Origin of the sequence: Paraburkholderia fungorum (assembly GCF_046027605.1) — a bacterium.
Classification (GTDB): Bacteria; Pseudomonadota; Gammaproteobacteria; order Burkholderiales; family Burkholderiaceae; genus Paraburkholderia; species Paraburkholderia fungorum_F.
In genome coordinates, this window is sequence record NZ_JAQQEF010000004.1 from 322614 (window position 1) to 343502 (window position 20889).

Here is a 20889-nt window from a genome sequence, read left to right on the forward strand (position 1 = left end):
CATTCAACCATGACAACGTCAGGTAACACACAGCAACGCGCTGACGCCGGCGCCGCGCTGACACCACTGATCGAGGCGCTGCGCGAAATCGTCGGTCCGGCTGGCCTTTTGCTGGAAGACGATGTGCGTGCGCGCCCGGCCGGCGTGGCCAGCCGGCAGGGGATACAAGCGCGGGTGCTCGTGCGTCCCGCCAGCACCGCCGAAGTCAGCGCCGTGCTGGCCGTCTGCCACGCGGCGGGGGTACCCGTCATACCGCAAGGCGGGCTGACGGGCCTCGTGCACGGCGCCGATGCGCAAGCGCATGAAGTGATTCTGTCGCTGGAGCGCATGCAGCGCATCGAGCCGGTCGATACGACGCAGCGCGTGCTGATCGCCGAGGCGGGTGTGATACTCGCGCAAGCGCAGGACGCAGCCGCGGCGGCGGGGCTGTTATTGCCGGTCGACCTCGGCGCGCGCGGCAGCGCGACGCTGGGCGGCATGGTGGCCACCAATGCGGGCGGCAACCGCGTGATTCGCTACGGGATGATGCGCGAGAACCTGCGCGGTCTCGAAGTCGTACTGGCGGACGGCACCGTGCTGGACTCGATGAATGAGCTCGTCAAGAACAACTCCGGCTACGATCTGAAACACCTCTTCATCGGCTCCGAAGGCACGCTCGGCATCGTGACGCGGGTCGTGCTGCGTCTTAGCGAGCCGCCCGCCGGGCGACGCATGGCGCTCGTGGCGATGCCCGATTTCGCAGCGGTCTGCACGCTGCTGCGCCAGCTGGATCATGCGATGGACGGCCGGCTCTCGGCGTTCGAAGTGATGTGGCAGGACTTCTACCATGTGGTGACCACGCCGCCCGCGCTCGCGCGGCCGCCATTGCCGCAGGACCATCCGTTCTATGTGCTGGTGGAGGCGAGTGTCGATGACGATCGCTTCGACGATGCGCTCGGTGCGGCGCTGGAAGCGGGTGTCGTGGTCGATGCGACACTCGCGAAGAACGAGCGCGAATGCGCGGCCCTGTGGGGACTGCGCGACGATGTCGCGCAGCTGCGCCGCTTCGGCCCGCTCGTCGCGTATGACATCTCGCTGCGGCTCGCCGACACGGGACACTACGTCGAAACCGTCCGTGCAGAGATCGCGCAGCGTTGGTCCGGCGCCGGGTTGTGGGCCTTCGGGCATCTCGGCGATGGCAACGTGCATCTCGCGGTGCATGTGCCGGACCTGGACCCGCAACGCCGCGTCGAACTCGACACCTTGGTCTACTCACCGTTGCAGGCGTTGCACGGCTCCGTGTCGGCCGAACACGGCATCGGGATCGAAAAGAAGCCGTGGCTGGGTGTGTCGCGCACACCAGCCGAAGTGAATGTGATGCGCCTGCTCAAGCAAGCGCTGGATCCGAAAGGCGTGCTCAATCCTGGACGTGTCTTCGACGGCGTGGCGGGCACACCCTAGACGCGGGCACTACTGCCGTGTGGGCGCAGATGGCGCACAATCTCCCGCGACGGATCATTTAAAGGTGAACGGAATGGTTGAACAGACTTTTAACGCGCTGATGCTGCGCGAGGAAGACAGGAAGACGAGGGCGGCGGTCGAAACCTTGTCGTTCGATGCGCTACCCGCTGAGGACACGCTCGTCAAAATCGACTATTCGACCATCAACTACAAGGACGCGCTTGCCGTCACGGGCACCGGCAAGGTCGTCAAGGCATGGCCGCTGGTACCCGGTATCGACTTCGCGGGGACCGTTGTCGAGACCACGAATCCCCAGCTCACCGCGGGCCAGAAAGTGGTGTTGACGGGATGGGGTGTCGGCGAAAAGCACTGGGGCGGCTATAGCCAGTATCAACGGGTGCGGGGCGACTGGCTTGTGCCCTTGCCAGACGGCCTCGGCACGCGTGAGGCGATGATGGTCGGCACGGCGGGCTTGACGGCCATGTTGTGCGTGAGCGCGCTTGGCGCGATCACGGCGAAAACGGTACGGCTGACCGAAGTGCCCAGTGCCGCGGCAGACCTGCTGGCGGGTAAAGTGCGCGGCCGCCTGCTGGTCGACGTCAACTGACGGGTCTGCGCTGAGTTGCGTCGCGAGAACGCTCGCGACGGTAACGATACGGCGGACCTGCGAAACTTGCGCAGGCCCCCGCGCCGCGGCGAAACTCAATCGCCGCCGGCGTTCTCGAGCGATGCCATGTCGATCACGAAGCGATACTTCACATCATTGGCACGCATGCGCTGAAACGCCGTGTTGATCTCGCTGATGTCGATCATCTCGCAGTCGGGCAGAACCTTGTGTTCCGCGCAGAAGTCCAGCAGTTCCTGGGTAGCCTGGATTCCGCCGATCAGCGAACCGGTCAGCGAGCGATTGTTGCGCATCAGCAAAGCGCCGTGCACGGGCTCCAGAAGGTCGATTGCGCCGACCACCACCAGCTTGCCGTTGCGTCCAAGGAGCATCAGATACGGGTTGACGTGGTGCCGCATCGGGATCGTGTCGAGGATGAAATCGAATGAGTTGACCGCTGCCTGCATCGCCTTCGGATCACTCGACAGCAACACGTGGTTCGCGCCGAGCGCGCGAGCGTCGTCGACCTTGCCCGGTGAGCTCGTGATCACGGTCACTTCGGCGCCCAGTGCCGCTGCGAGCTTCACCGCCATGTGACCCAGGCCGCCCAGGCCTACGACCGCCACCTTCGATTGCGCGCCGACGCCATACTTGCGCATCGGCGTCCATACCGTGATGCCGGCACACAGAAGCGGTGCGGCGAAGCGTGGGTCGAGTGCGGCGGGCACGCGCAGCACGAACCGGTCGCGCACGATGATGTGCTGGGCGTAGCCGCCGTAAGTGGTCTCGCCGGTGATCCGATCACGGCCGTTGTAGGTCGGCGTGGGTCCTTCGGTACACAGTTGTTCTTCGCCTTCCTCGCAGGGTGCGCAGTGCTGGCAACTGTCGACGAGACAGCCGACGGCGACCCGGTCGCCGACCTTGAATTTCGTCACGTCGCTGCCGACGGCAGAGACCTGCCCGACGATCTCGTGCCCGGGCACGCAGGGGAAAACGGTATTGTTCCAGTCGTTGTCGACCTGGTGGGCGTCCGAGTGACATACGCCGCAGTAGGCGATGTCGATCGAGACATCGTCGGCGCGCAATGCGCGGCGCTCGAAGCTCATCGGGGTGAGGTGTGCGTGGGCATCGAGGGCGCCGAATCCGTGACAGGTGGTCATGATTTGATGTGGTTCAGAAGAAAAAGGGAATGGATTGGCCCGAGCGGGCGCCGGGCCTTGGGGATAGAAAACCGGTCAGTCGATGGGCGGGCGCTGCCACGGGCCCGGGGTGGCGTCGGGTGAGTTGGTCTGGTTCGAAATCCACTTGCCCATACGGCGCAGCGGCTCGATCGCGTCCTGAGGCGCGGCCCATTTCATCGCCGCCGCGTAACCGAGCGACACGATCCGTTGGGCGCCATACAACGGCAGGCGATCTTTCAGTTCGTCCTTGAGGCGTTCCGGATAGATGCCGACCGTCTGGGTGTAGGCGTCCACCGCGTCCATCACTTCATCGAGGGAGTCGACCGGCACGAGGTTGGCCGTCCGATCGTCGAGCAACGTGGCGAACGACACCGGTTCGGGAATCTGCGAGACGATGATCGCACCTTCCCCATCCTTGCCACCGATTACCCGATACCACTCGTCGTCGAGGCGTAGTGCATCGACGTGTGCCTTGAGACCCTGGTCGTAACGTTTCGCAGACGTGCTGACGCTGTTCGGCAATTGCATCAGGGCGTCGTACACGTAGCGGCCGAAGGCGTTGAGCTGCTGCAGGCCCGCCTCGTCGGTGCCGCTTTGCACATAGGCCAGACGCGCACACACGCAGCCTTTCTGGTTCAGCGCGCCGATATCGGTGGCGAGGCGCAGCGCGGCTTCGCGCATGGTGGCCTCGCTCGCGAAAGTGTCCTTGCCGATGATGCTCGCGCTGCGTTTGGGGTCGAGCGAGATCAGTTCGAGGCCGGGCTGGATGTACTGGCTCACGTGCTTCATCGACGCGAAGCCGCCCCACGCGACGATCTTTTCCAGATTCTGTGGCTGATACAGGCGCTTTTCGAACGCCGCGTCGCCGCCTTTCCAGTAGGCGACGCTCAGGTGTTTCGTGAGCGGGTGATCCGGTGCCATCTCGATCATCGTGCGGGCGATGGCGAGGGCCGTGAAGGGGTCGTTCGACGGCGCCTTGATGATGGCGTCGCTGCGCAGCACCATGTTGCGCACGATGGTCAGCAACGACAGCCCCGTGGCATTGCCGGCCACGATGTGCAGAGTACGCGCGCCGAAGCAGCGCACTTCGAGGTCGGTGCCGTCGATCAGGCGCTGCTTGACCCATCCTTCCAGATACTTGATGCCGACCGTGCTGTCCACGGCTTCGATGATCGCCTCGCGCGAGAGCATGTGACGCAGGCCGAGGTAGCTCGACTTGACGAGCGTCGGCGTGGTCGGCGCCGTCAGATACGACAGCTCGCACGCTTCCTGAAGGTGGCGATTGGTCGCGAGATCGAGGTGCTCGCCGAGCGCAGCAGCGTAGTCGAGAATGTCGTCGAAGCTGAGCTTGTACAGGTCGGCCAGCTTCGCCGGATTGCCGAGCGGCAGCGCGTCGATGTAATGGTGGGCGTCCGGCGTGAGAAATGCGAGATCGCCGCCGCGGCCGCCGACTTCGATCAGGTTATCGGTGATGATCTGGCCGCGAATGATCATCGGCGCGACAGGTTTTTGCATGACATCAGCCTTCGAGAGTATTGAGGAAATCCATCGCTTCGCGATGCGCGTTTTCGCTGGCCGCGCAGGTGATCTTGTCGTCACCGCCGTTCTTTTCGCTGTAGCGCTGGATCGGACCGACGATGTAGCGGCTCGGTCTGCCGCACGGGCAGCGCTCGTCCCATTCGATGGTGATTTCGTCGCCGGAAATGAAGCCGCCCCAGCGCGTTTCGGTGCTCAGATCGTAAAAAGCCGCGCGCCCTGTCACGCGGCCAGTGCGCGGCAGCGGCTTGCTCGTCTCGGGATCGAGCAGGTAGGGAATGACGGTCGGATTCAGGTGGTAATGGCCGTGCTCGCACAGCATGTGCGAACCGAGTACTTCGGACATCGCATATGACTGGTTCAGCTTCTTCGCGCCCGTGAAGCGCAGGATGTCCTCCACCCAGCCTTCGGGCTGCACCATGCCTTTCGCGCCGCCGGCGGTGGTGATGTACGAATCAGCGGCGAACACGCCTTCGAGACCGCGCGCGAGGCCCGCCTTCGCCATGTTGTGCAGCAGATTCCAGGTCGCGTAGATAAACGCGCGCTTGCCCTTGAGTTCATGTGCGATGCGTTCGAAGAATGCTTCGAGATGCTTCGGCATGTCGGCCTGGAGCCGGTCGAAGGCTTTCTTCTTGGCGGCCAGTTCAGCACTGATTTCCAGTCGATCGAGCGTGCCGCGCGCGTGCGCAGCTCGGATTTTCGCGCCGAGATGCAGCACGTCGCTGCTCAGCCGCGCGGGGTAGGCGGCCCGGAAATGCGTTTCGTCCGGCAGCAACACCTTGATCATGAAGTCGTTGCCGCGCAAGTGGCTCAAATAGCCGGAACGGTAGTACGGGAAGGCGGTATGCAACTCCGGTTGAGGCGTGTGCGGCCCCGTCATGTTCCAGATGAACAGCCTGCGTGCCTCGAAAGCTTTTTCGTACTCGCGGGCACTATGCGGCAGAAACGACACCGTGCCCGACGTGCCTGACGTGTGGCTGAGCACCAGTTGCGGCACCGCTGCGTCCATTGCCGCGAACCAGTCGTCGAGCCCGCGGCACGCGCTGACGTCGGCCGCGAGTATCTGCTCGGCCACCTCAGGGGTGACCAGTTTGCTCAACCACCTGTTGATTTGCGTGAAGTTGTGCCTTTCGAGCAGCGAAGGCGGATAGGACTTGTAGATGGTGTGCTCGAACAGCAGCGGCACCACGTCGTCAAGTTGCTCGACCGTGTGCACGCCTTCGGCATCGGCGAGCTTCTTGAGTGTCGGAATGCGGTCGCGAAACGCGGCAAAGCGCTTTTTCAGGCCGATCAGCTGCATGGCGTCGACCTCGGCACGCGGCAGGTGACCCCATGTTTCGTATGAATGATTGGCGAGAGCCGCCGGGTCGTTCAGCAACAACTGGGTTTTTTGTTCGATGGAGACTTCTGCAGAGGACATCGTCTGACTCGCTACTCTTGAGTAAATCTTGGGTAAGGGACCGGCGCCGACGCCGGCGTGCGGCGAGCATTCACGCTCGCTCGGCCCAACGCAGACCGCAAGATCAGTATAGGGAGCCGACGGCCGTGTCTCGTTCCGGATTCGGTCGCCTGGTGGCGGCGGACAAGGCCTTGAAATAAAAGGAGAAATTTTGGGCTGGAGGCGCGTTTGCCGGGCGATTCTGCGTTTCTGACCGGTGCCTGCGGACGGCCAGCGGACGGCCCGTGAGCGACCGTTCCTGTCAACGCGTGGTAACCCGCCCCCCTACGAATGAGGGGAGGCGGTGGCTGTGCACGTCGCTATAGTTGGCATTTCCGAACTGTCCTTGCGCCCCGCGGAATCACCTGCCGGCGCAGGCGCACGCCGAACGAGAGAGAAGGATTGCCATGGCTAATTCGACCCGCGATGTGCAAGGAGCGGCCAGCGGCGATCGGGTCCTGCGTGTCGGGATACCTGCTCAGCCGCGCAAAGCGCCGCGCCAGGCGCGCTCGATCGCCCTTGTCGCCGCGCTGAAGCAAACTGGCAGGCAAATTCTCGAGACGGAAGGGCGCGACGCGTTGACCGCGTTGCGCCTCGCGGAAAATGCGGGCGTGGCCATTAGCTCGATCTACGAGTATTTCCCGACCATGGAAGCGCTGATTACCGCGGTCTTCGACGATTACCGTGTCGAGCGACGCGAAGCGTTGCTGGCGGGCATCGCGGCGCTGCCTGTCAACGCGACCTTGTTCGACGGAATTCTCCTTACGTTGAAAATCGGCCTTGCCGTTCATCACAAGAAAATGTTGATCGACCCGGCGTACAGCGTGCGTTCGACCCACTATGACGAACTCGTGCGGCTCGATCTGGTCAAGACGAAACAACTTTGGCACGCGGTCGCGACCCCGGCGCTGATGGCGCGTTTCGCCAGCGAGATTCGCGTCCGGGATTGGGCGCAGGCCGAGTTTCTGGTCTTCCAGACGCTGCTTGCGCTGCCGCGGGCGATGGTGCTTGAAAGACCTGAATACCTCGTCGATTCCGATACGCCCTATTTGATCGCACGCATGGTGCATGCGTTGTTGACCGGCGGGACGAGCACAACGGGCGAGTGCCAAACCGATCAAGCGGAATAGTGCAAGCCATGCCGCCGCGGCATGGCTATCCGCAGCGCGCGCTTACATAGCGGCCAGGCGCCGGCTCGATCGGCTGATAGGCGTCATCGCCCAATCGCGTGCGAGCCGGAACCTTCTCGGCGGCGTGCCGGCGCAGCCATTGGCTCCAGTGTGTCCACCAGCTTCCTGGCTTCTGTTTCGCAAGCGCGAGCCACTCGTCCGCGTTGTCGGCCTGGTTGCCACCAGTCCAGTAATGGCGCTTGTTCACGGACGGAGGGTTGATGACCCCGGCGATGTGGCCGCTCGCGGCCAGCACGAACTGCGGCTTGCCGCCAAGCAGGTGTACGGTTCGCCATGCGGACCGCCATGGGACGATATGGTCGCCTTGGGCCGCGAGAACATAGCTCGGGACATCGATCGCGCCGAGGTTCACCGGCTGGCCGCACATCACGAGCTTGCCCGGCACGCGCAGGTTGTTCTCCAGGTACGTGTTACGCAGCAGCCACGCAACCATCGGCCCCGGCAGATTGGTGGCGTCGGCATTCCAGTACAACAGGTCGAACGCGTCGGGCGTTTGTCCCTTCAGATAGTTGTTGGCGACATGGGGCCACAGCAGATCGTTCGCGCGCAACATCTGGAATACGAACGCCAATGACTTGCCGGAATGGATGCCGCCCCGGCCAATCGTCAGTTCGCTTTGCCTGACACTTTCCTCGTCGATGAACGCGCCCAGGTCACCCGGTTCGTCGAAATCGAGCAGGGTCGTGAGCAAGGTCATGCTCGCTACCGTTTCGTCGCCACGCGCGCGCAGAATCGCCAGCGCCGAGGAGAGCATCGTGCCACCGACGCACCAGCCGAGCGTGTTGACCTTGTCCGCGCCGCTGATCGCCTGCGCTATCTCGATCGCCTTCATCACGGCGTGTTCGAGGTAATCGTCCCAGGTCGTATGCTGCATGTCCTCGCCTGGGTTGCGCCATGAAATCACGAAGACGGTGTAGCCCTGCTCGCACGCATAGCGCACGAAGGAGTTTTTCGGCTGGAGGTCGAGAATGTAGAACTTGTTCACGCACGGCGGCACCACGACGAGCGGGCGCGCGGCGACCTGCGTGGTGAGCGGCCGGTACTGGATCAATTGCATGAGCTCGCACTCGAACACGACCGCACCCTCGGAGACCGCGACGTTGCGGCCTACCTCGAATGCCGTCTCGTCGGTGATCGCAATCTGGCCGCGTGCCAGGTCGTGCAGCAGGTTCGACATGCCGGCACGCAAGCTCTCGCCGTCCGATTGCAGCGCAAGCCGCATCGCCTCGGGATTGGTCGCGGCGAAGTTTGCGGGGCTCATCGAATCGATGAACTGGCGGGAAAAAAAGCGCAGTTTGTGCTTGACCTTGTCGTCGAGTTCCGCGGCTTCGACCATCTCGGCGAGCAGGCGTGAATTGAGCAGGTAAGCCTGCACGAGCGCACTGTACCAGGCGTTGCCGGTCCAATCCTCGCCCTGGAAGCGGCGGTCGTTCGGCTCGGGCGCCGTCATGGGGGGCGCGACGCCATTGCCGCTCGCGTGCGGCGACATCAGAGTGCGCCAAAGCGCCATCTGTTGATTCCAATAGTGTGCACTGGCAAGCGCCAGCGGCGCCGCGTCCGCGTTCGATGCCTCGCTATCCTGGGTTGCTCGCGGGCCAGTCAGCACCTGCGTCCAGTCGTGTGCCAACTTGAAGCATGCCTGAAGCCATTTCTCTGGTGCATTGAAGTGAGACGCCATACAAGTCCCCTCGTGGTTTGATGCAATGGTTGTCCAGAACGGCAATGGGGTCATCCGCCGATGGCAGCGCGAGCCATGCATCGGCCTCGCCGTACGCGCACTGGATCGTCATGCCGGCCTTTCTCGCGATACGCATCATCGCGTCGTTGTCCGACTGAAAATACATCCACAGCGTGTGGAACTGCATGCTGCGAGCGTGAGTAATCGCGTGTTCGAGCAGTGCGCTGCCGATGCCGCGCCCGCGCGCATCTTGCGATACGGATACGCCGAGCTCGGCGGCGCGAGGACGGTCGTTATCGCGCAGCGTCACGAAATGCCCCACGCCGTCCAGCGTCAGCGGACTGTCGTAGACGCCGAACACCGTGTCGCGCTCGAAGTCGATGCCATCCACGTAATGTTTGATCGTCCAGTCGCGCGTCGGCTGATTGAAACGGAGTCGACGGTCTTCGTCGTTGAGGGCGAGAAAATGCGCGAGTAATGCCCGGCGCGATTGCTCGGTCAGCACACGCCAGCTGGTTCGATTGGTTTGCGCGTTCCACATTCAGACCACCGGACCGCTGCAATCCTGCTCGCGCCGCTGCTCGGACCAGAGTATTTTTGCCGCCTCGCCATCGCTCCGATAGCTGTGACAGCTATTGATGATCGTCACGTCTTTTTTAAGGCTTGCGGGCCAGTCGGGCGACGCGCGCTCGATAGCCAAGCTCGCCTGCACGGCGGTCGTCGCCATTGTTCCGAGTATCAGTTCGGTCAGATGCGTGCAACCGTGCATGCCGCCGACGCGAGCCTTGACCTGCGTTCGCCAGCCCGCACCGATTTGCAGACCGGCGAGCGCCGCATAGGCGGACTCGATCTTCGGGCAGTAAGGCGTCGGGGTTGCGCGCATCTGCGCGGTGACGGCCTGGACGACCAGCTTCTGGTTCACCGTCATGAGGATGCGCATGTCGTGAATCGGCATGCCGGCGGGCAGGATCTTGAAGAAAAGATCTGTTCCGTCTGGCGTGATGTCTCTCAACTCTGCTTCGATGTCAATCAGCCCGTCGCTGCGCTGATACGCATGACAGGCGACATGGCGGGTATGAAGAAGCTTTCGCGCGACAGCGGTCGGGTTCATATCGGATATCCGTGGACAGCAATGACGCGTGCGCTAGCCGCGCAAGGCTTTGACCAGCTTTTCGCGCACTTGCGGATGGCCGGCGAACGGGTCACCGGGGTTGCACTGTCCGATCATGTGTTTGAAGCGCTCCTCCACGAGCGCCATTACATTGAGATCCGAGTAGATATAGAAGTCCCGCTTCCGGACGGCGTCGAACGTTATCTGGGCGATTTCTTCCACGCTGATCTTTGCCGAGCTGACCGACTTCTCGGACATCGCCTGTGCGACAAGCTGCGAGCGCGTCGGCGTTTCAGCGTTGGCAAGCTCGGCGGGACGATTGCGGCGCGACTGGCTGAATGCGGTCGGCACGAAGTACGGACACAACGCCGAACAGTGCACCTGATCGGTCACGAGGCCGAGGTCGTGATAAAGCGTCTCGGTGAGGGCAACCACCGCATGCTTGGAGACGTTGTACACGCCCATCGACGGTCCGTTGACGAGACCGGCCATCGATGCGGTATTGACGATATGGCCTTCATAGGCCGGATCGCGCGCGGCGGCGGCGAGCATCAAGGGCGTGAATATCCGCACACCATGAATGACGCTCTTCAAATTCACGCCCAGCACCCAGTCCCAATCTTTTTCGGTGTTCTCCCACACGAGGCCGCCGGCGCCCACGCCAGCGTTGTTGAACAACAGATTGACCTCGCCGAACGCGTCGATCGCGGCGTCGGCGAGCGCCTGTACCTGATCGGCACTCGACACATCGGTACGCACGCCGATCACGGCCGCACCCTGGTCACGGCGTGTTTTCACGGTGGCGTGCAGTGCGTCCTCCTGGATGTCGGCCAGCACGAGCTTCATGCCCAGGGCCGCGCCGGCCTCGGCGAATGCCTTGCCGAAGCCCGATGCAGCGCCGGTAATCACGGCAACCCTGTTCTGAAACTGCTTCATTGCGTTGTCCTGCCTGGTTGCATGTCGGGAATGTCGAGCTCAGCGAGCGCTTCAGGTTGCAACGCGGCAACGCGCCTGCACACGCAGGATAGGGCGTGTCGGGTGTGGCGCCGCCTTCCCTTTGGAGGGGGGCGGCTGCGAACGCGGCCTGGTGGGCGGATTGCGCGGCGGGTCGCCGCGAAACCGGGCATCGGTGGGACGCATGTCCGCGTCTGGCGAACTGAACGGCAGTTCGCCGGCGCCCCCTAGAAAGGGAGGGGGAAATTGCGTCTGACGCCCGCCTATCATGTGCCCGGATCTCACGTGCGACACACGCCGCAGCTTTCGCCGCCGCGCCGAACGGCTTCGCATGACAAAACGGATGAAGTCGACCCTCCCGATCCCGGGAGAAACTCAAGACATCAAAGGAACCAGCATGACAGCGCAGTATCAGTCCCATGACGGCATTGCCGTCATCACGCTCGACAATCCTCCTGTCAACGGACTGGGCCACAGCACCCGGGTGGGCATCGTCGAAGGGATGACTCGAGCGCTGGACGATGCGACCGTCAAGGCGATTGTGATCACCGGTGCCGGCAAGGCATTCTCGGGCGGCGCGGATATCCGCGAATTCGGTACACCAAAGGCGATGCAGGAGCCGAGCCTGCAAACGGTCATCGATACGATTGAGGCTTCGCCAAAGCCGGTGGTGGCTGCAATTCATGCGGTGGCGATGGGCGGCGGCCTCGAGCTGGCGCTAGGCTGCCACTACCGCGTGACGGCAAAGGGCGCGCAGATCGCCCTGCCGGAAGTCAATCTTGGCCTGCTGCCAGGCGCCGGCGGGACGCAGCGCTTGCCGCGCGTGATCGGCCTCGAGGCGGCTTTGAACATGATCACGTCAGGCAATGCGATCCCGTCCGAGAAGTTTGCCGATACGAAGCTATTCGACCACGTCGCCAGTGACGACGTGCTACCCGCTGCAGTGAAGTTCGCTCGGAACGTCGCCGCCGCGCCGGGCCAGCATCCGCAGGTACGAAACCTGAAGGTGCAGCACAAGAACGCTGAAGGCTACCTCGGATTCGCGCGCAGCACGCTCGCGGCGACATCGCAGCATTTCCCTGCACCGCTCAAATGCGTCGACGCGGTCGCGGCTTCCCTCAAGCCGTTCGAACAGGGCATGAAAGACGAGCGCGATGGCTTCCTGTATCTGCTCTCCACGCCTGTATCGCGGGCCTTGCGTCATGCGTTCCTCGCCGGGCGCGCCGCGAGCAAGATTCCCGATGTGCCGGGCGACACGCCCACCCGCAAGATCGCGAAGGTGGCCGTGATCGGCGCGGGCACCATGGGTGGCGGCATCAGCATGAACTTCCTGAACGCGGGCATCCCCGTGACGATGCTGGAAATGAAGTCCGATGCGCTGGAGCGCGGCGTGGCGACGATCCGCCGCAACTACGAGAGCAGCGCGAAAAAGGGCAAGCTCACCCAGGACGACGTCGAGCAGCGCATGAACCTGCTGCGCACGACGCTCTCCTATGACGACATCGGCGACGCCGATCTCGTCATCGAAGCGGTGTTCGAGGAAATGGGTGTGAAGGAAGCGGTCTTCAGGAAACTCGACGGGGTCATGAAACAGGGGGCGATCCTCGCTTCGAACACCTCGACGCTGGACGTGAACACAATCGCCTCGTTCACGACGCGTCCTCAGGACGTGGTCGGCATGCACTTCTTCAGCCCGGCCAACGTGATGAAGCTTCTCGAAGTGGTCCGCGGCGAGAAAACCGGCAAGGATGTGCTTGCCACCGTCATGCAGCTCGGTAAGAAGATCAAAAAGGTCGCCGTTGTGGCCGGCGTGTGCGACGGTTTCATCGGCAACCGCATGCTCGAGCAGTACAGCCGCCAGGCGGGCTTCCTGCTGGACGAAGGCGCGTTGCCCGAACAGGTTGACCGCGCGATCGAGACATTCGGTTTCGCCATGGGCCCGTTCCGCATGATCGACATGGCGGGCAACGATATCGGCTGGGCGATCCGCAAACGGCGCGCCATCGAGCAGCCCGAGTTCACCTACTCGAAGACCGGCGACCTGCTGTGCGAGGCGGGGCGCTTTGGCCAGAAGGCCGGCGCAGGATGGTACGACTACGAGCCGGGCGATCGCAAGGCGTATCCGAGTCCGCAGGTCAACGAAATGATCGTGCGTCACTCGAAGGATCTGGGGATCGCGCGCCGCAAGATTTCCGATGCAGAAATCGTCGAGCGGCTGGTGTTCGCACTCGTCAACGAAGGCGCACTGATTCTCGAGGAAGGCATCGCGTCGAAGGCATCGGACATCGACATGGTCTATCTGAGCGGCTACGGCTTTCCGCAGTTCCGCGGCGGCCCGATGCTGTATGCGGATCAGTTCGGCCTCTACAACGTCGCGCAGGCGATCCAGCGTTGCGCGAAGGGTTATCGCGGAGAAGCATGGCAGGTCGCGCCGCTGCTGCAGAAGCTGGCGGACGAAGGCAAGGGCTTCAACGATTGAGCGTGTCCGCTGCTGCATGCCGGCGCGCAGGTCACGGATGCCATGCATCCCGCGCTGCGGCTGCCGGCCAGTAACCCTATCAAAGCACACCCAGGAACAACACATGAATGAAGCAGTCATCGTATCCACCGCGCGCACCGGCTTGGCAAAGAGCTGGAAGGGCGCCCTCAACATGACCCACGGCGCCACGATGGGCGGCCATGTGGTGAAGCACGCAATCGAGCGCGCCGGCATTGAGGCTGGCGAAGTGGAGGACGTGCTGATGGGTTGCGCGAATCCCGAGGGCGCGACGGGCGGCAATATCGGGCGGCAGATCGCCCTGCGCGCGGGCTGCCCGGCGACGGTGCCGGGTGCGACGGTCAACCGCTTCTGCTCGTCGGGCCTGCAGGCCATTGCGATGGCTGCGCAGCGCGTGATCGCGGACGAAGGCGACATTTTCGTGGCGGGCGGCGTCGAAAGCATTTCGTGGACGCAGCGGCAGATGAATCAGCACATGGCGAGCGACCCGTGGCTGGTGCAGCATAAGCCGGAAATCTACTGGAGCATGCTGCAGACCGCCGAGACCGTGGCCAAGCGCTATGAGATCTCGCGCGAGCGCCAGGACGAGTACGGTGCGCGCAGCCAGCAACGGGCGGCCGCTGCGCAACAGGCGGGCCGCTTCAATGACGAGATCGTGCCGATCACGGTGCTGGCCGGCGTGACCGACAAGGTCACCGGTGAGATCGTGACGCGCGAAGTGACACTCGCGGCCGACGAAGGTATCCGCGGCGACACCACGCTCGAAGGCGTGGCGAAGATCCGCACCGCGATGCCTGGCGGTGTCATTTCGGCAGGCAATGCATCGCAGTTCTCGGACGGCGCGTCGGCCGCCGTGGTGATGAACGCGCGGGTGGCGGCCGCGCGCGGCCTGCAGCCGCTCGGCGTGTTCCGTGGCTTCGCGGTGGCGGGCTGCGAGCCCGACGAAATGGGTATTGGTCCGGTGTTCGCGGTGCCCAGGCTGCTGAAGAAGGCTGGCCTCAAGGTCGAGGACATCGGCCTGTGGGAGCTGAACGAAGCATTCGCGGTGCAGGTGCTGTATTGCGCCGACCAGCTCGGCATCCCGATGGAGCGTCTGAACGTCAATGGCGGCGCGATTGCGGTGGGCCATCCGTTTGGCGTATCGGGCGCGCGCCTCGTCGGCCACGCGCTGATCGAAGGCAAGCGCCGCGGCGTGAAGTACGTGGTGGTTACGATGTGTATCGGCGGCGGCCAGGGTGCGGCCGGCCTGTTCGAAGTGCTTTGAACGGGATCTCCGTATGTCGCTGATCCTGTCCCGCCGTGATCTGGATTTCATGCTGTACGAGTGGCTTCGGGTCGAGGCGCTGACGGAGATCCCGCGCTACGCCGACCACTCGCGCGAAACTTTCGACGCCGCGCTTGATACCTGCGAAAAGATCGCCACTGAACTGTTCGCGACGCATAACAAGAAGAGCGACCAGCACGAGCCGCATTTCGACGGCGAAACGGTTAGCCTCATTCCTGAGGTCAAGACTGCGCTCGACGCGTTCAGTGCGGCAGGTCTGATGGCCGCGGGCCAGGATTACGAACTCGGTGGCATGCAGTTGCCGCTGGTGGTCGAGAAGGCTGGCTTCGCCTGGTTCATGGCCGCTAACGTCGGCACGGCGGGCTATCCGTTCCTGACGATTGGCAATGCCAACCTGTTGCTCACCTACGGCACGCCCGCGCAGATCGACGCGTTCGTGCGGCCTGAGATGGACGGCCGTTTCTTCGGGACGATGTGCCTGTCCGAGCCGCAGGCGGGCTCGTCGCTGTCGGACATCACGACGCGCGCCGAGTATGAGGTCGAGTCGCCGCTCGGCGTGCAATACCGGCTGCGTGGCAACAAGATGTGGATCTCGGGCGGCGAACACGAACTGTCCGGGAACATCGTACATCTGGTGCTGGCCAAGATTCCTGGTCCGGACGGCAGGCTGATTTCGGGCGTGAAGGGCATCTCGCTTTTTATCGTACCCAAGTACCTCGTCAATGATGATGGCTCGCTCGGCGAGCACAACGATGTGGTGCTCGCCGGTCTCAATCACAAGATGGGCCATCGTGGCACGACCAACTGCCTGCTGAATTTCGGCGAAGGCATCAAATATCGGCCGGACGGCAAGGCTGGCGCGATTGGCTATCTGGTCGGCGAGCCGGGTCAGGGGCTCGCCTGTATGTTCCACATGATGAACGAGGCGCGCATCGGCGTGGGGCTGGGTGCGGCGACGCTCGGCTATACCGGCTACCTGCATGCGCTCGACTACGCGCGCAACCGGCCCCAGGGACGCACCGCCGGCCGTGGCGGCAAGGACCCGGCCAGCCCGCAGGCGAAGCTGGTCGAGCATGCTGATATTCGCCGCATGCTGCTCGCGCAGAAGAGCTACGCGGAGGGCGCGCTGGCGCTGAATCTATATTGCGCCAAGCGGGTGGACGAAGAACGCGCGGCGCACGCGGCGGGCGACGCACAGGCGTGTGAGCGGGCGACGCTATTGCTCGACATCCTGACGCCCATCGCCAAAAGCTGGCCGTCGCAATGGTGCCTGGAAGCGAACAGTCTCGCGATTCAGGTGCACGGCGGTTACGGCTACACCCGCGAGTACAACGTCGAGCAGTTTTACCGCGACAACCGTCTCAACCCGATTCACGAAGGCACGCACGGCATCCAGGGACTGGATTTGCTTGGCCGCAAGGTGGTGTTGAAGGAGGGGGCCGCCCTTGGGATTCTCCGCGACACGATGCAAGCCGCCGTTGAATGCGCGCGTGCTTGTGCGGACGCGGCGTTGAACGAATATGCCGGTGTGCTCGATTCCGCTACCGCCCGCCTCGCGCAGGTGACGCGGCAACTGTGGGCGGCGGGGGAACCCGCATTGACGCTCGCCAACGCGTCCTTGTACCTGGAAGCGTTCGGCCATGTGGTGATGGCGTGGGTGTGGCTGGAGCAGGCCCTTGTCGCGAGTGCTGCGCTTGCTGGCGGCAAGCATGCACAGGACGATGCTTTCTACCGCGGCAAGCTCGCCGCCGCGGCTTATTTCTTTCGCTGGGAGCTGCCCCGCGTGACAGCGCAGTTTGATCTGCTTGCAAGTCTCGATCGAACCACGCTCGACATGCAGGACGCCTGGTTCTAAATGAGCGCCTTCGATGCTGAAGTGATCGCTAGCAGATCAGGCACGAGGCGAGCTCAAGGAGTCCCTTTTTGAACGCTGTACAGCAATACGCGGAAAAGTGCGTCACAGATATTCTCCTATCAGATGCTGACTGGGCGCGCGTCGAACATCTGTTTCCAGGGCCGACTCGGGGACCTGGGCGACCCCGTCGAGATTGTCGCGGAATATTGAATGCGATTCTCTGGGTGCAGCAAAACGGCGAGAAGTGGCATAGGCTGCCGTCCATTTTTCCGGCCCAGCAGACGTGCTACGTGAAGTACCTGGCATGGCGCCGCGCGGGGCTTCTTCAACGCGTCGCCGAACTCATTGATGTGAAGTCGCTTGATCACTCAGCGACTAGCCGATGTGACGGGGTGGTTGACGCGGCCGCGTCGTTGTCGAGACGTCGATTGTAAAGACGCTCAACAAGAGCCTACGGCTCTACAAAAGGAAAATCATATGCATACCGTAAAGCAGCTCTTCGACCTGAAGGGTAAGACGGCGCTTATTACCGGCGGCTCGCGCGGGCTTGGCCTGCAGATCGCGGAGGCACTCGGGGAGCAGGGCGCCCGCCTCGTGATATCGGCACGCAAGACAGACGAACTGCAGGCCGCTCAGGCGCATTTACAGGCGCGTGGCATCGTGGTCGACTGGGTCGCCGCCGACGCTGCGCGCGACGACGATATTGCGCGTCTTGCCGACGAAGCGCTCGCAACGCTCGGGCGCGTCGACATCCTGGTGAACAATGCCGGCGCCGTGTGGGGCGCGCCGGCCGAGGACCACACCGTCGAAGCCTGGGACAAAGTGATGGACCTGAACATCCGCGGCCTGTTTTTGCTGACGCAACGCATCGGCAGGCGTTCGATGATTCCCCGCCGCTACGGACGGATCATCAATGTCGCATCGATATCCGGCCTCAGGGGCAACGTGCCGGGCCGCATGGAGACGATCGCCTACAACACGTCGAAGGGCGCGGTGGTCAACTTCACACGCGCGCTGGCGGGCGAGTGGGGCGAGCACAACATCACGGCAAACGCGCTGGCGCCGGGCTTTTTCCCGTCGAAGATGACGAGCGGCTCGCTCGCTCGCATGGACATGGATGCCGTATGCGCGGGCATCCCTCTGCGACGGCTTGGCGACGACGGCGACCTGAAGGGTGCGGCGCTGCTATTCGCGAGCGATGCCGGCAAGCACATCACCGGCCAGATTCTCGCGGTGGATGGTGGGGTAACGGCGGTCGCGTGAACACGGTGTCTGGGCCGTTGTCCGACGCAGGTATTTGCATTGCGTTCGACGCCGTCCCCCGTGAAGGACGGCATTGCTCCCTACTGAATCAGGTCATGCTTGCGCGCCCATACCATCGCGTCATACCGGCTCGACACCCCCAGCTTGGAGAAGATGTTGCGCAGATTCCACTTCACGGTTTCAAGCGTGATGTTCAGTGTGAGCGCGATTCGTTTGTTCGACATCGCCTGGGCCACGAGGCCGAGTATCTCCACTTCGCGCTGAGTCAGCACCGCCTGGTTCCTGGGGGCGTTTGCGCGCCGGCTCCCGCCGGTGGTCGCGTCGGCTGTCGCGGCGTTGGAGAACTTGTCGAGCAGATCTTGCGCGTACTGCATGACGGGCCCTTGCAGCAGCTTCTCCTGCACGAGCCGCGCGAGTGGCTTGCCGACCAACGCGCCTTCGTCGACCAGCGTACGTATGAGGCCGAGTCTGTGGCCGGCTTCGACCGCTTTGGCCATGGAGGCGATTGCTTCTTCTGAGCGCTCCATGTTGTCGAGTGCCGCGCTTTGGAGTATGTCGACGAGCGCAAGCAGCCTGCCGCGACCGAATTGCGCCGCATGGCTGCGCGTGATCTCCAGCGCCGCTAGTGCCCGATCGGGATAATCGGTCAGAACGACACGGGCCCGGGCAAGCGCGGCGACTGCCGGAAACTCCGCGCGGTAACCCTGTTCGGCCGGATGGGCGTGTGCCAGTTCGTCCAGAGAGGCGGACACGTCAGCGGCACGTGCCCGGTCCCCCTTTATCAACAACACTTTGACCTGTTCGGCCAGCATGTGCGCGACCGCGCGTTCCTGGCGGAGGCCGCGCATATGTCCGGCCTGTTGCTGCAGGAAGGACAGCGCTGCCTCGGGGCTTTCCTGCAGGAGGTCGAGACGCGCCCTGCAAAGCGATGCACGGATCATGACCTCCGGCGCGGAGGACTGCAGCAGGCCACGGCGATTGGCGATGGTCTCCCGTGCATCATCGATGCGGTCCAGTTCGTAATAAGCATCGGCGAGGCCGCCGGCGCAAAGGTTCGCGCTGATCGAGCGGCGGCCCAGCGCCTTCACCGAACGCGCGAGTAGCAGGGAACCGGTGCGCTCCGCCTCACGTACTTCGCCGGCGAGCATCAACGTCGTGATGACCGTCGCTTCCGCCACGAGCGCCATGTCATTGTTGCGGTCCGCCAGCGGAATGGGGTGGGCGTCGAGCAGGCGCCTCGCTTTCGCATACTGCCCGGTGGCGCTGTACGCCGAGGCGAGTTCGGCAAGCAGCACGTACTGCAGAAAGGGATTTTCCATCGCGGCATCGCGCTGGGGCTCCAGCAGATCGATGACGCGTTGCATATCGTCGCGCTGGACGGCGATCGCGGCGCGGATCAGCGGCAGGCTGCTGCTGACATCCGGATGCGTAGGGGTGCCGCTTGCGTCCAGATGGGCGAGCCAGCCCTCCGCTTTGGCTGGGCGAGCAGTCAGCGCGACCGTCAGGCAGGCGAGGAAAAGCAGCCTCTGATGCTTGAACAAGGTCTCTTCCGGCAGGCGGTCCAGCAGATGCAGCGTCGGACTCAGATATTCCAGGCTCCATGTTGCGGGGGCGGCGCGCTCGATCACCGAGGTGGCGAACTCCAGATCTTCGCCGAGGCTGGCATGGCGGATCGCTTCTGCAAGGAATCCGTTATCGGCGAACCATCGGCTGCCGCGCCGGTGCAATTCCCGCACTGCAGCGGATCCGCGGCGTTCGAGCCGCGTGGCGAGAAATTCGCCGAATAGCGGATGGAAGCGGTACCAGACTGACCTGTCGTCCGAATCGACCCGAATGATCAGCAGGTTCTCGTCTTCCATGCGCGTCAGCAACTCCGCAGTGTGCGGAATATCCGTGACGGACTCGGCGAGAGACGTATTGAATCTGCGGAAGATCGACAGCGTTTCGGCAAGACCGGCGAGCTCAGGCGGCAGGTGCGCCATGATCTCTTCGGTCAGGTAGGTTTGCAGATCGCTGGATCGCCAGACAAGATGCGGGAGGATCGAACGCGTGTCCGGACGGCTCTTCAGCATGATGACGATCAACTGGAGGCACGATGGCCAGCCGCTCGTCAGCTCCTGAATCAGGCCTAGTTCATCGGCGTTGATCTTGCCTGCACCCAGGTTTTCATCGAGGAAGACGCGCGTTTCTGGCAGGTCGAAGGGCAGTTCGGCGCTATCCAGTTCCACGATCTGATCCATGACTCGCAACCGGCTCAAGCTCAATGGCGGCGTAACGCGTGAAGAAAGCACGAGATGGAGATTGCCCGGGCCATGATCGAGCAGCTTCTGCATGAATTTGTGCGCTGCCGACGCCTCCACCAGGTGATAGTCGTCCAGGATCAGGTAAACGTCGCGCTGAAGCGCCTCGGCGCCCCTGACGATGGCGGCGATCGCCGTATCCATGGCGACTGCGCTGGTGTCCTCGAGCGGCATATCCGTTTCGACCGGAATGCCCAGGCGTTGAAGGGCGGCAAACAGCGCGGCGCAAAAGCCGGCATAGCCGTTGTCGTCAGCGCTCAGGGAGAGCCAGCCGACGTCGGCCCCAGCCTTCAGGCAGGCTTGCCGCCATTGCGCGAGCAGGGTGGTCTTGCCGTAGCCCGCGCTGCCGGTGACAAGGGCGAGCCTGCACTGATGAATACGGTTGAGCTGGGCGAGCAGGTTGGCGCGCGGCAAGTGCTTTGCGCCGATACGAGGGGGAGAGAACTTGGTGGAAACCAGGTGTCTGGTGAATTGCGTGGTCAAGTCGTCACCTAGTCGATGCAACGGATGATTCGCGCGCGAGAGGCAACCGTTTACATCCGTGTTCCGCGCGAATA

At 63.3% G+C, this 20889-nt stretch carries 16 protein-coding genes; 8 read left to right on the top strand and 8 right to left on the bottom strand.

The genetic code is table 11. The annotated features are described in order from the left end of the window. The first annotated feature begins 9 nt into the window (after window positions 1-9). A complete protein-coding gene (locus PQR53_RS10020) occupies window positions 10-1440 on the top strand; it encodes an FAD-binding oxidoreductase (protein ID WP_408397987.1) in 1431 nt (476 codons plus the stop codon). A 73-nt stretch (window positions 1441-1513) separates the two neighbouring features. Continuing rightward, on the top strand, window positions 1514-2047 hold the full coding sequence (locus PQR53_RS10025) for an alcohol dehydrogenase catalytic domain-containing protein (protein WP_408452719.1): 534 nt from the start codon (window positions 1514-1516) through the stop codon (window positions 2045-2047). A gap of 95 nt (window positions 2048-2142) precedes the next feature. Here PQR53_RS10025 and PQR53_RS10030 read toward each other — a convergent pair whose 3' ends face one another. The 3 genes from PQR53_RS10030 to PQR53_RS10040 form a co-directional block, all read right to left on the bottom strand. Beyond that, on the bottom strand, window positions 2143-3204 hold the full coding sequence (locus PQR53_RS10030; protein ID WP_408226391.1) for an NAD(P)-dependent alcohol dehydrogenase: 1062 nt from the start codon (window positions 3202-3204) through the stop codon (window positions 2143-2145). 75 nt (window positions 3205-3279) lie between these two features. Next, window positions 3280-4740, bottom strand: coding sequence for an acyl-CoA reductase (locus PQR53_RS10035; protein WP_408406201.1), 1461 nt, complete (start codon window positions 4738-4740; stop codon window positions 3280-3282). Between the two features lie 4 nt (window positions 4741-4744). Further along, window positions 4745-6181 carry a phenylacetate--CoA ligase family protein gene (locus tag PQR53_RS10040; protein WP_408226396.1) on the bottom strand — a complete coding sequence of 479 codons (1437 nt, stop codon included), beginning with the start codon at window positions 6179-6181 and terminating at the stop codon, window positions 4745-4747. Between the two features lie 425 nt (window positions 6182-6606). Here PQR53_RS10040 and PQR53_RS10045 point away from each other — a divergent pair, with 425 nt between their 5' ends. Continuing rightward, a complete protein-coding gene (locus tag PQR53_RS10045; RefSeq protein WP_408226399.1) occupies window positions 6607-7329 on the top strand; it encodes a TetR/AcrR family transcriptional regulator in 723 nt (240 codons plus the stop codon). Window positions 7330-7354: 25 nt separating this feature from the next. On the opposite strand, the gene phaC is transcribed toward PQR53_RS10045, so the two are convergent. From phaC to PQR53_RS10065, 4 genes are read right to left on the bottom strand one after another with little or no spacing between them, the layout of a single operon-like run. Further along, a complete protein-coding gene (phaC, locus tag PQR53_RS10050) occupies window positions 7355-9067 on the bottom strand; it encodes a class I poly(R)-hydroxyalkanoic acid synthase (RefSeq protein ID WP_408452721.1) in 1713 nt (570 codons plus the stop codon). Continuing rightward, window positions 8964-9608 (bottom strand): GNAT family N-acetyltransferase, encoded by a 645-nt coding sequence (locus PQR53_RS10055; RefSeq protein ID WP_408397994.1) that lies wholly within the window; start codon window positions 9606-9608, stop codon window positions 8964-8966. The genes phaC and PQR53_RS10055 overlap by 104 nt, the downstream gene beginning before the upstream one ends. Further along, a complete protein-coding gene (locus PQR53_RS10060) occupies window positions 9609-10178 on the bottom strand; it encodes a DUF2889 domain-containing protein (protein WP_408269069.1) in 570 nt (189 codons plus the stop codon). A gap of 33 nt (window positions 10179-10211) precedes the next feature. After that, entirely contained in the window at window positions 10212-11114 is a 903-nt protein-coding gene (locus PQR53_RS10065) for an SDR family oxidoreductase (RefSeq protein ID WP_408452724.1), read from the bottom strand. A gap of 415 nt (window positions 11115-11529) precedes the next feature. Between PQR53_RS10065 and PQR53_RS10070 the strand changes: the two genes are divergently transcribed. The 5 genes from PQR53_RS10070 (at window position 11530) to PQR53_RS10090 (ending at window position 18032) form a co-directional block, all read left to right on the top strand. Next, complete coding sequence (locus PQR53_RS10070; RefSeq protein WP_408452726.1) at window positions 11530-13611, top strand: 3-hydroxyacyl-CoA dehydrogenase NAD-binding domain-containing protein; 2082 nt, start codon at window positions 11530-11532, stop codon at window positions 13609-13611. Between the two features lie 103 nt (window positions 13612-13714). Continuing rightward, entirely contained in the window at window positions 13715-14893 is a 1179-nt protein-coding gene (locus PQR53_RS10075) for an acetyl-CoA C-acyltransferase (RefSeq protein WP_408406194.1), read from the top strand. Between the two features lie 13 nt (window positions 14894-14906). After that, window positions 14907-16769 carry an acyl-CoA dehydrogenase gene (locus tag PQR53_RS10080; protein WP_408452728.1) on the top strand — a complete coding sequence of 621 codons (1863 nt, stop codon included), beginning with the start codon at window positions 14907-14909 and terminating at the stop codon, window positions 16767-16769. A 68-nt stretch (window positions 16770-16837) separates the two neighbouring features. Beyond that, the gene (locus PQR53_RS10085; RefSeq protein ID WP_408452730.1) at window positions 16838-17203 is read left to right on the top strand and encodes a transposase; all 366 of its coding nucleotides are present in this window, start codon (window positions 16838-16840) and stop codon (window positions 17201-17203) included. Window positions 17204-17246: 43 nt separating this feature from the next. Further along, a complete protein-coding gene (locus PQR53_RS10090; RefSeq protein ID WP_408452732.1) occupies window positions 17247-18032 on the top strand; it encodes an SDR family oxidoreductase in 786 nt (261 codons plus the stop codon). A gap of 80 nt (window positions 18033-18112) precedes the next feature. Here the strand turns inward: PQR53_RS10090 and PQR53_RS10095 are convergent, their stop codons facing one another. Further along, window positions 18113-20815, bottom strand: a complete 2703-nt coding sequence (locus PQR53_RS10095) for a winged helix-turn-helix domain-containing protein (RefSeq protein WP_408226429.1) — start codon at window positions 20813-20815, stop codon at window positions 18113-18115. Window positions 20816-20889: the final 74 nt, after the last annotated feature.

Bases quoted from the DNA above. Each gene is read 5' to 3' on its own strand.
- PQR53_RS10020 (WP_408397987.1), top strand. From the start codon at position 10: ATGACAACGTCAGGTAACACACAGCAACGCGCTGACGCCGGCGCCGCG.
- PQR53_RS10025 (WP_408452719.1), top strand. From the start codon at position 1,514: ATGGTTGAACAGACTTTTAACGCGCTGATGCTGCGCGAGGAAGACAGG.
- PQR53_RS10030 (WP_408226391.1), bottom strand. From the start codon at position 3,204: ATGACCACCTGTCACGGATTCGGCGCCCTCGATGCCCACGCACACCTC.
- PQR53_RS10035 (WP_408406201.1), bottom strand. From the start codon at position 4,740: ATGCAAAAACCTGTCGCGCCGATGATCATTCGCGGCCAGATCATCACC.
- PQR53_RS10040 (WP_408226396.1), bottom strand. From the start codon at position 6,181: ATGTCCTCTGCAGAAGTCTCCATCGAACAAAAAACCCAGTTGTTGCTG.
- PQR53_RS10045 (WP_408226399.1), top strand. From the start codon at position 6,607: ATGGCTAATTCGACCCGCGATGTGCAAGGAGCGGCCAGCGGCGATCGG.
- phaC (WP_408452721.1), bottom strand. From the start codon at position 9,067: ATGGCGTCTCACTTCAATGCACCAGAGAAATGGCTTCAGGCATGCTTC.
- PQR53_RS10055 (WP_408397994.1), bottom strand. From the start codon at position 9,608: ATGTGGAACGCGCAAACCAATCGAACCAGCTGGCGTGTGCTGACCGAG.
- PQR53_RS10060 (WP_408269069.1), bottom strand. From the start codon at position 10,178: ATGAACCCGACCGCTGTCGCGCGAAAGCTTCTTCATACCCGCCATGTC.
- PQR53_RS10065 (WP_408452724.1), bottom strand. From the start codon at position 11,114: ATGAAGCAGTTTCAGAACAGGGTTGCCGTGATTACCGGCGCTGCATCG.
- PQR53_RS10070 (WP_408452726.1), top strand. From the start codon at position 11,530: ATGACAGCGCAGTATCAGTCCCATGACGGCATTGCCGTCATCACGCTC.
- PQR53_RS10075 (WP_408406194.1), top strand. From the start codon at position 13,715: ATGAATGAAGCAGTCATCGTATCCACCGCGCGCACCGGCTTGGCAAAG.
- PQR53_RS10080 (WP_408452728.1), top strand. From the start codon at position 14,907: ATGTCGCTGATCCTGTCCCGCCGTGATCTGGATTTCATGCTGTACGAG.
- PQR53_RS10090 (WP_408452732.1), top strand. From the start codon at position 17,247: ATGCATACCGTAAAGCAGCTCTTCGACCTGAAGGGTAAGACGGCGCTT.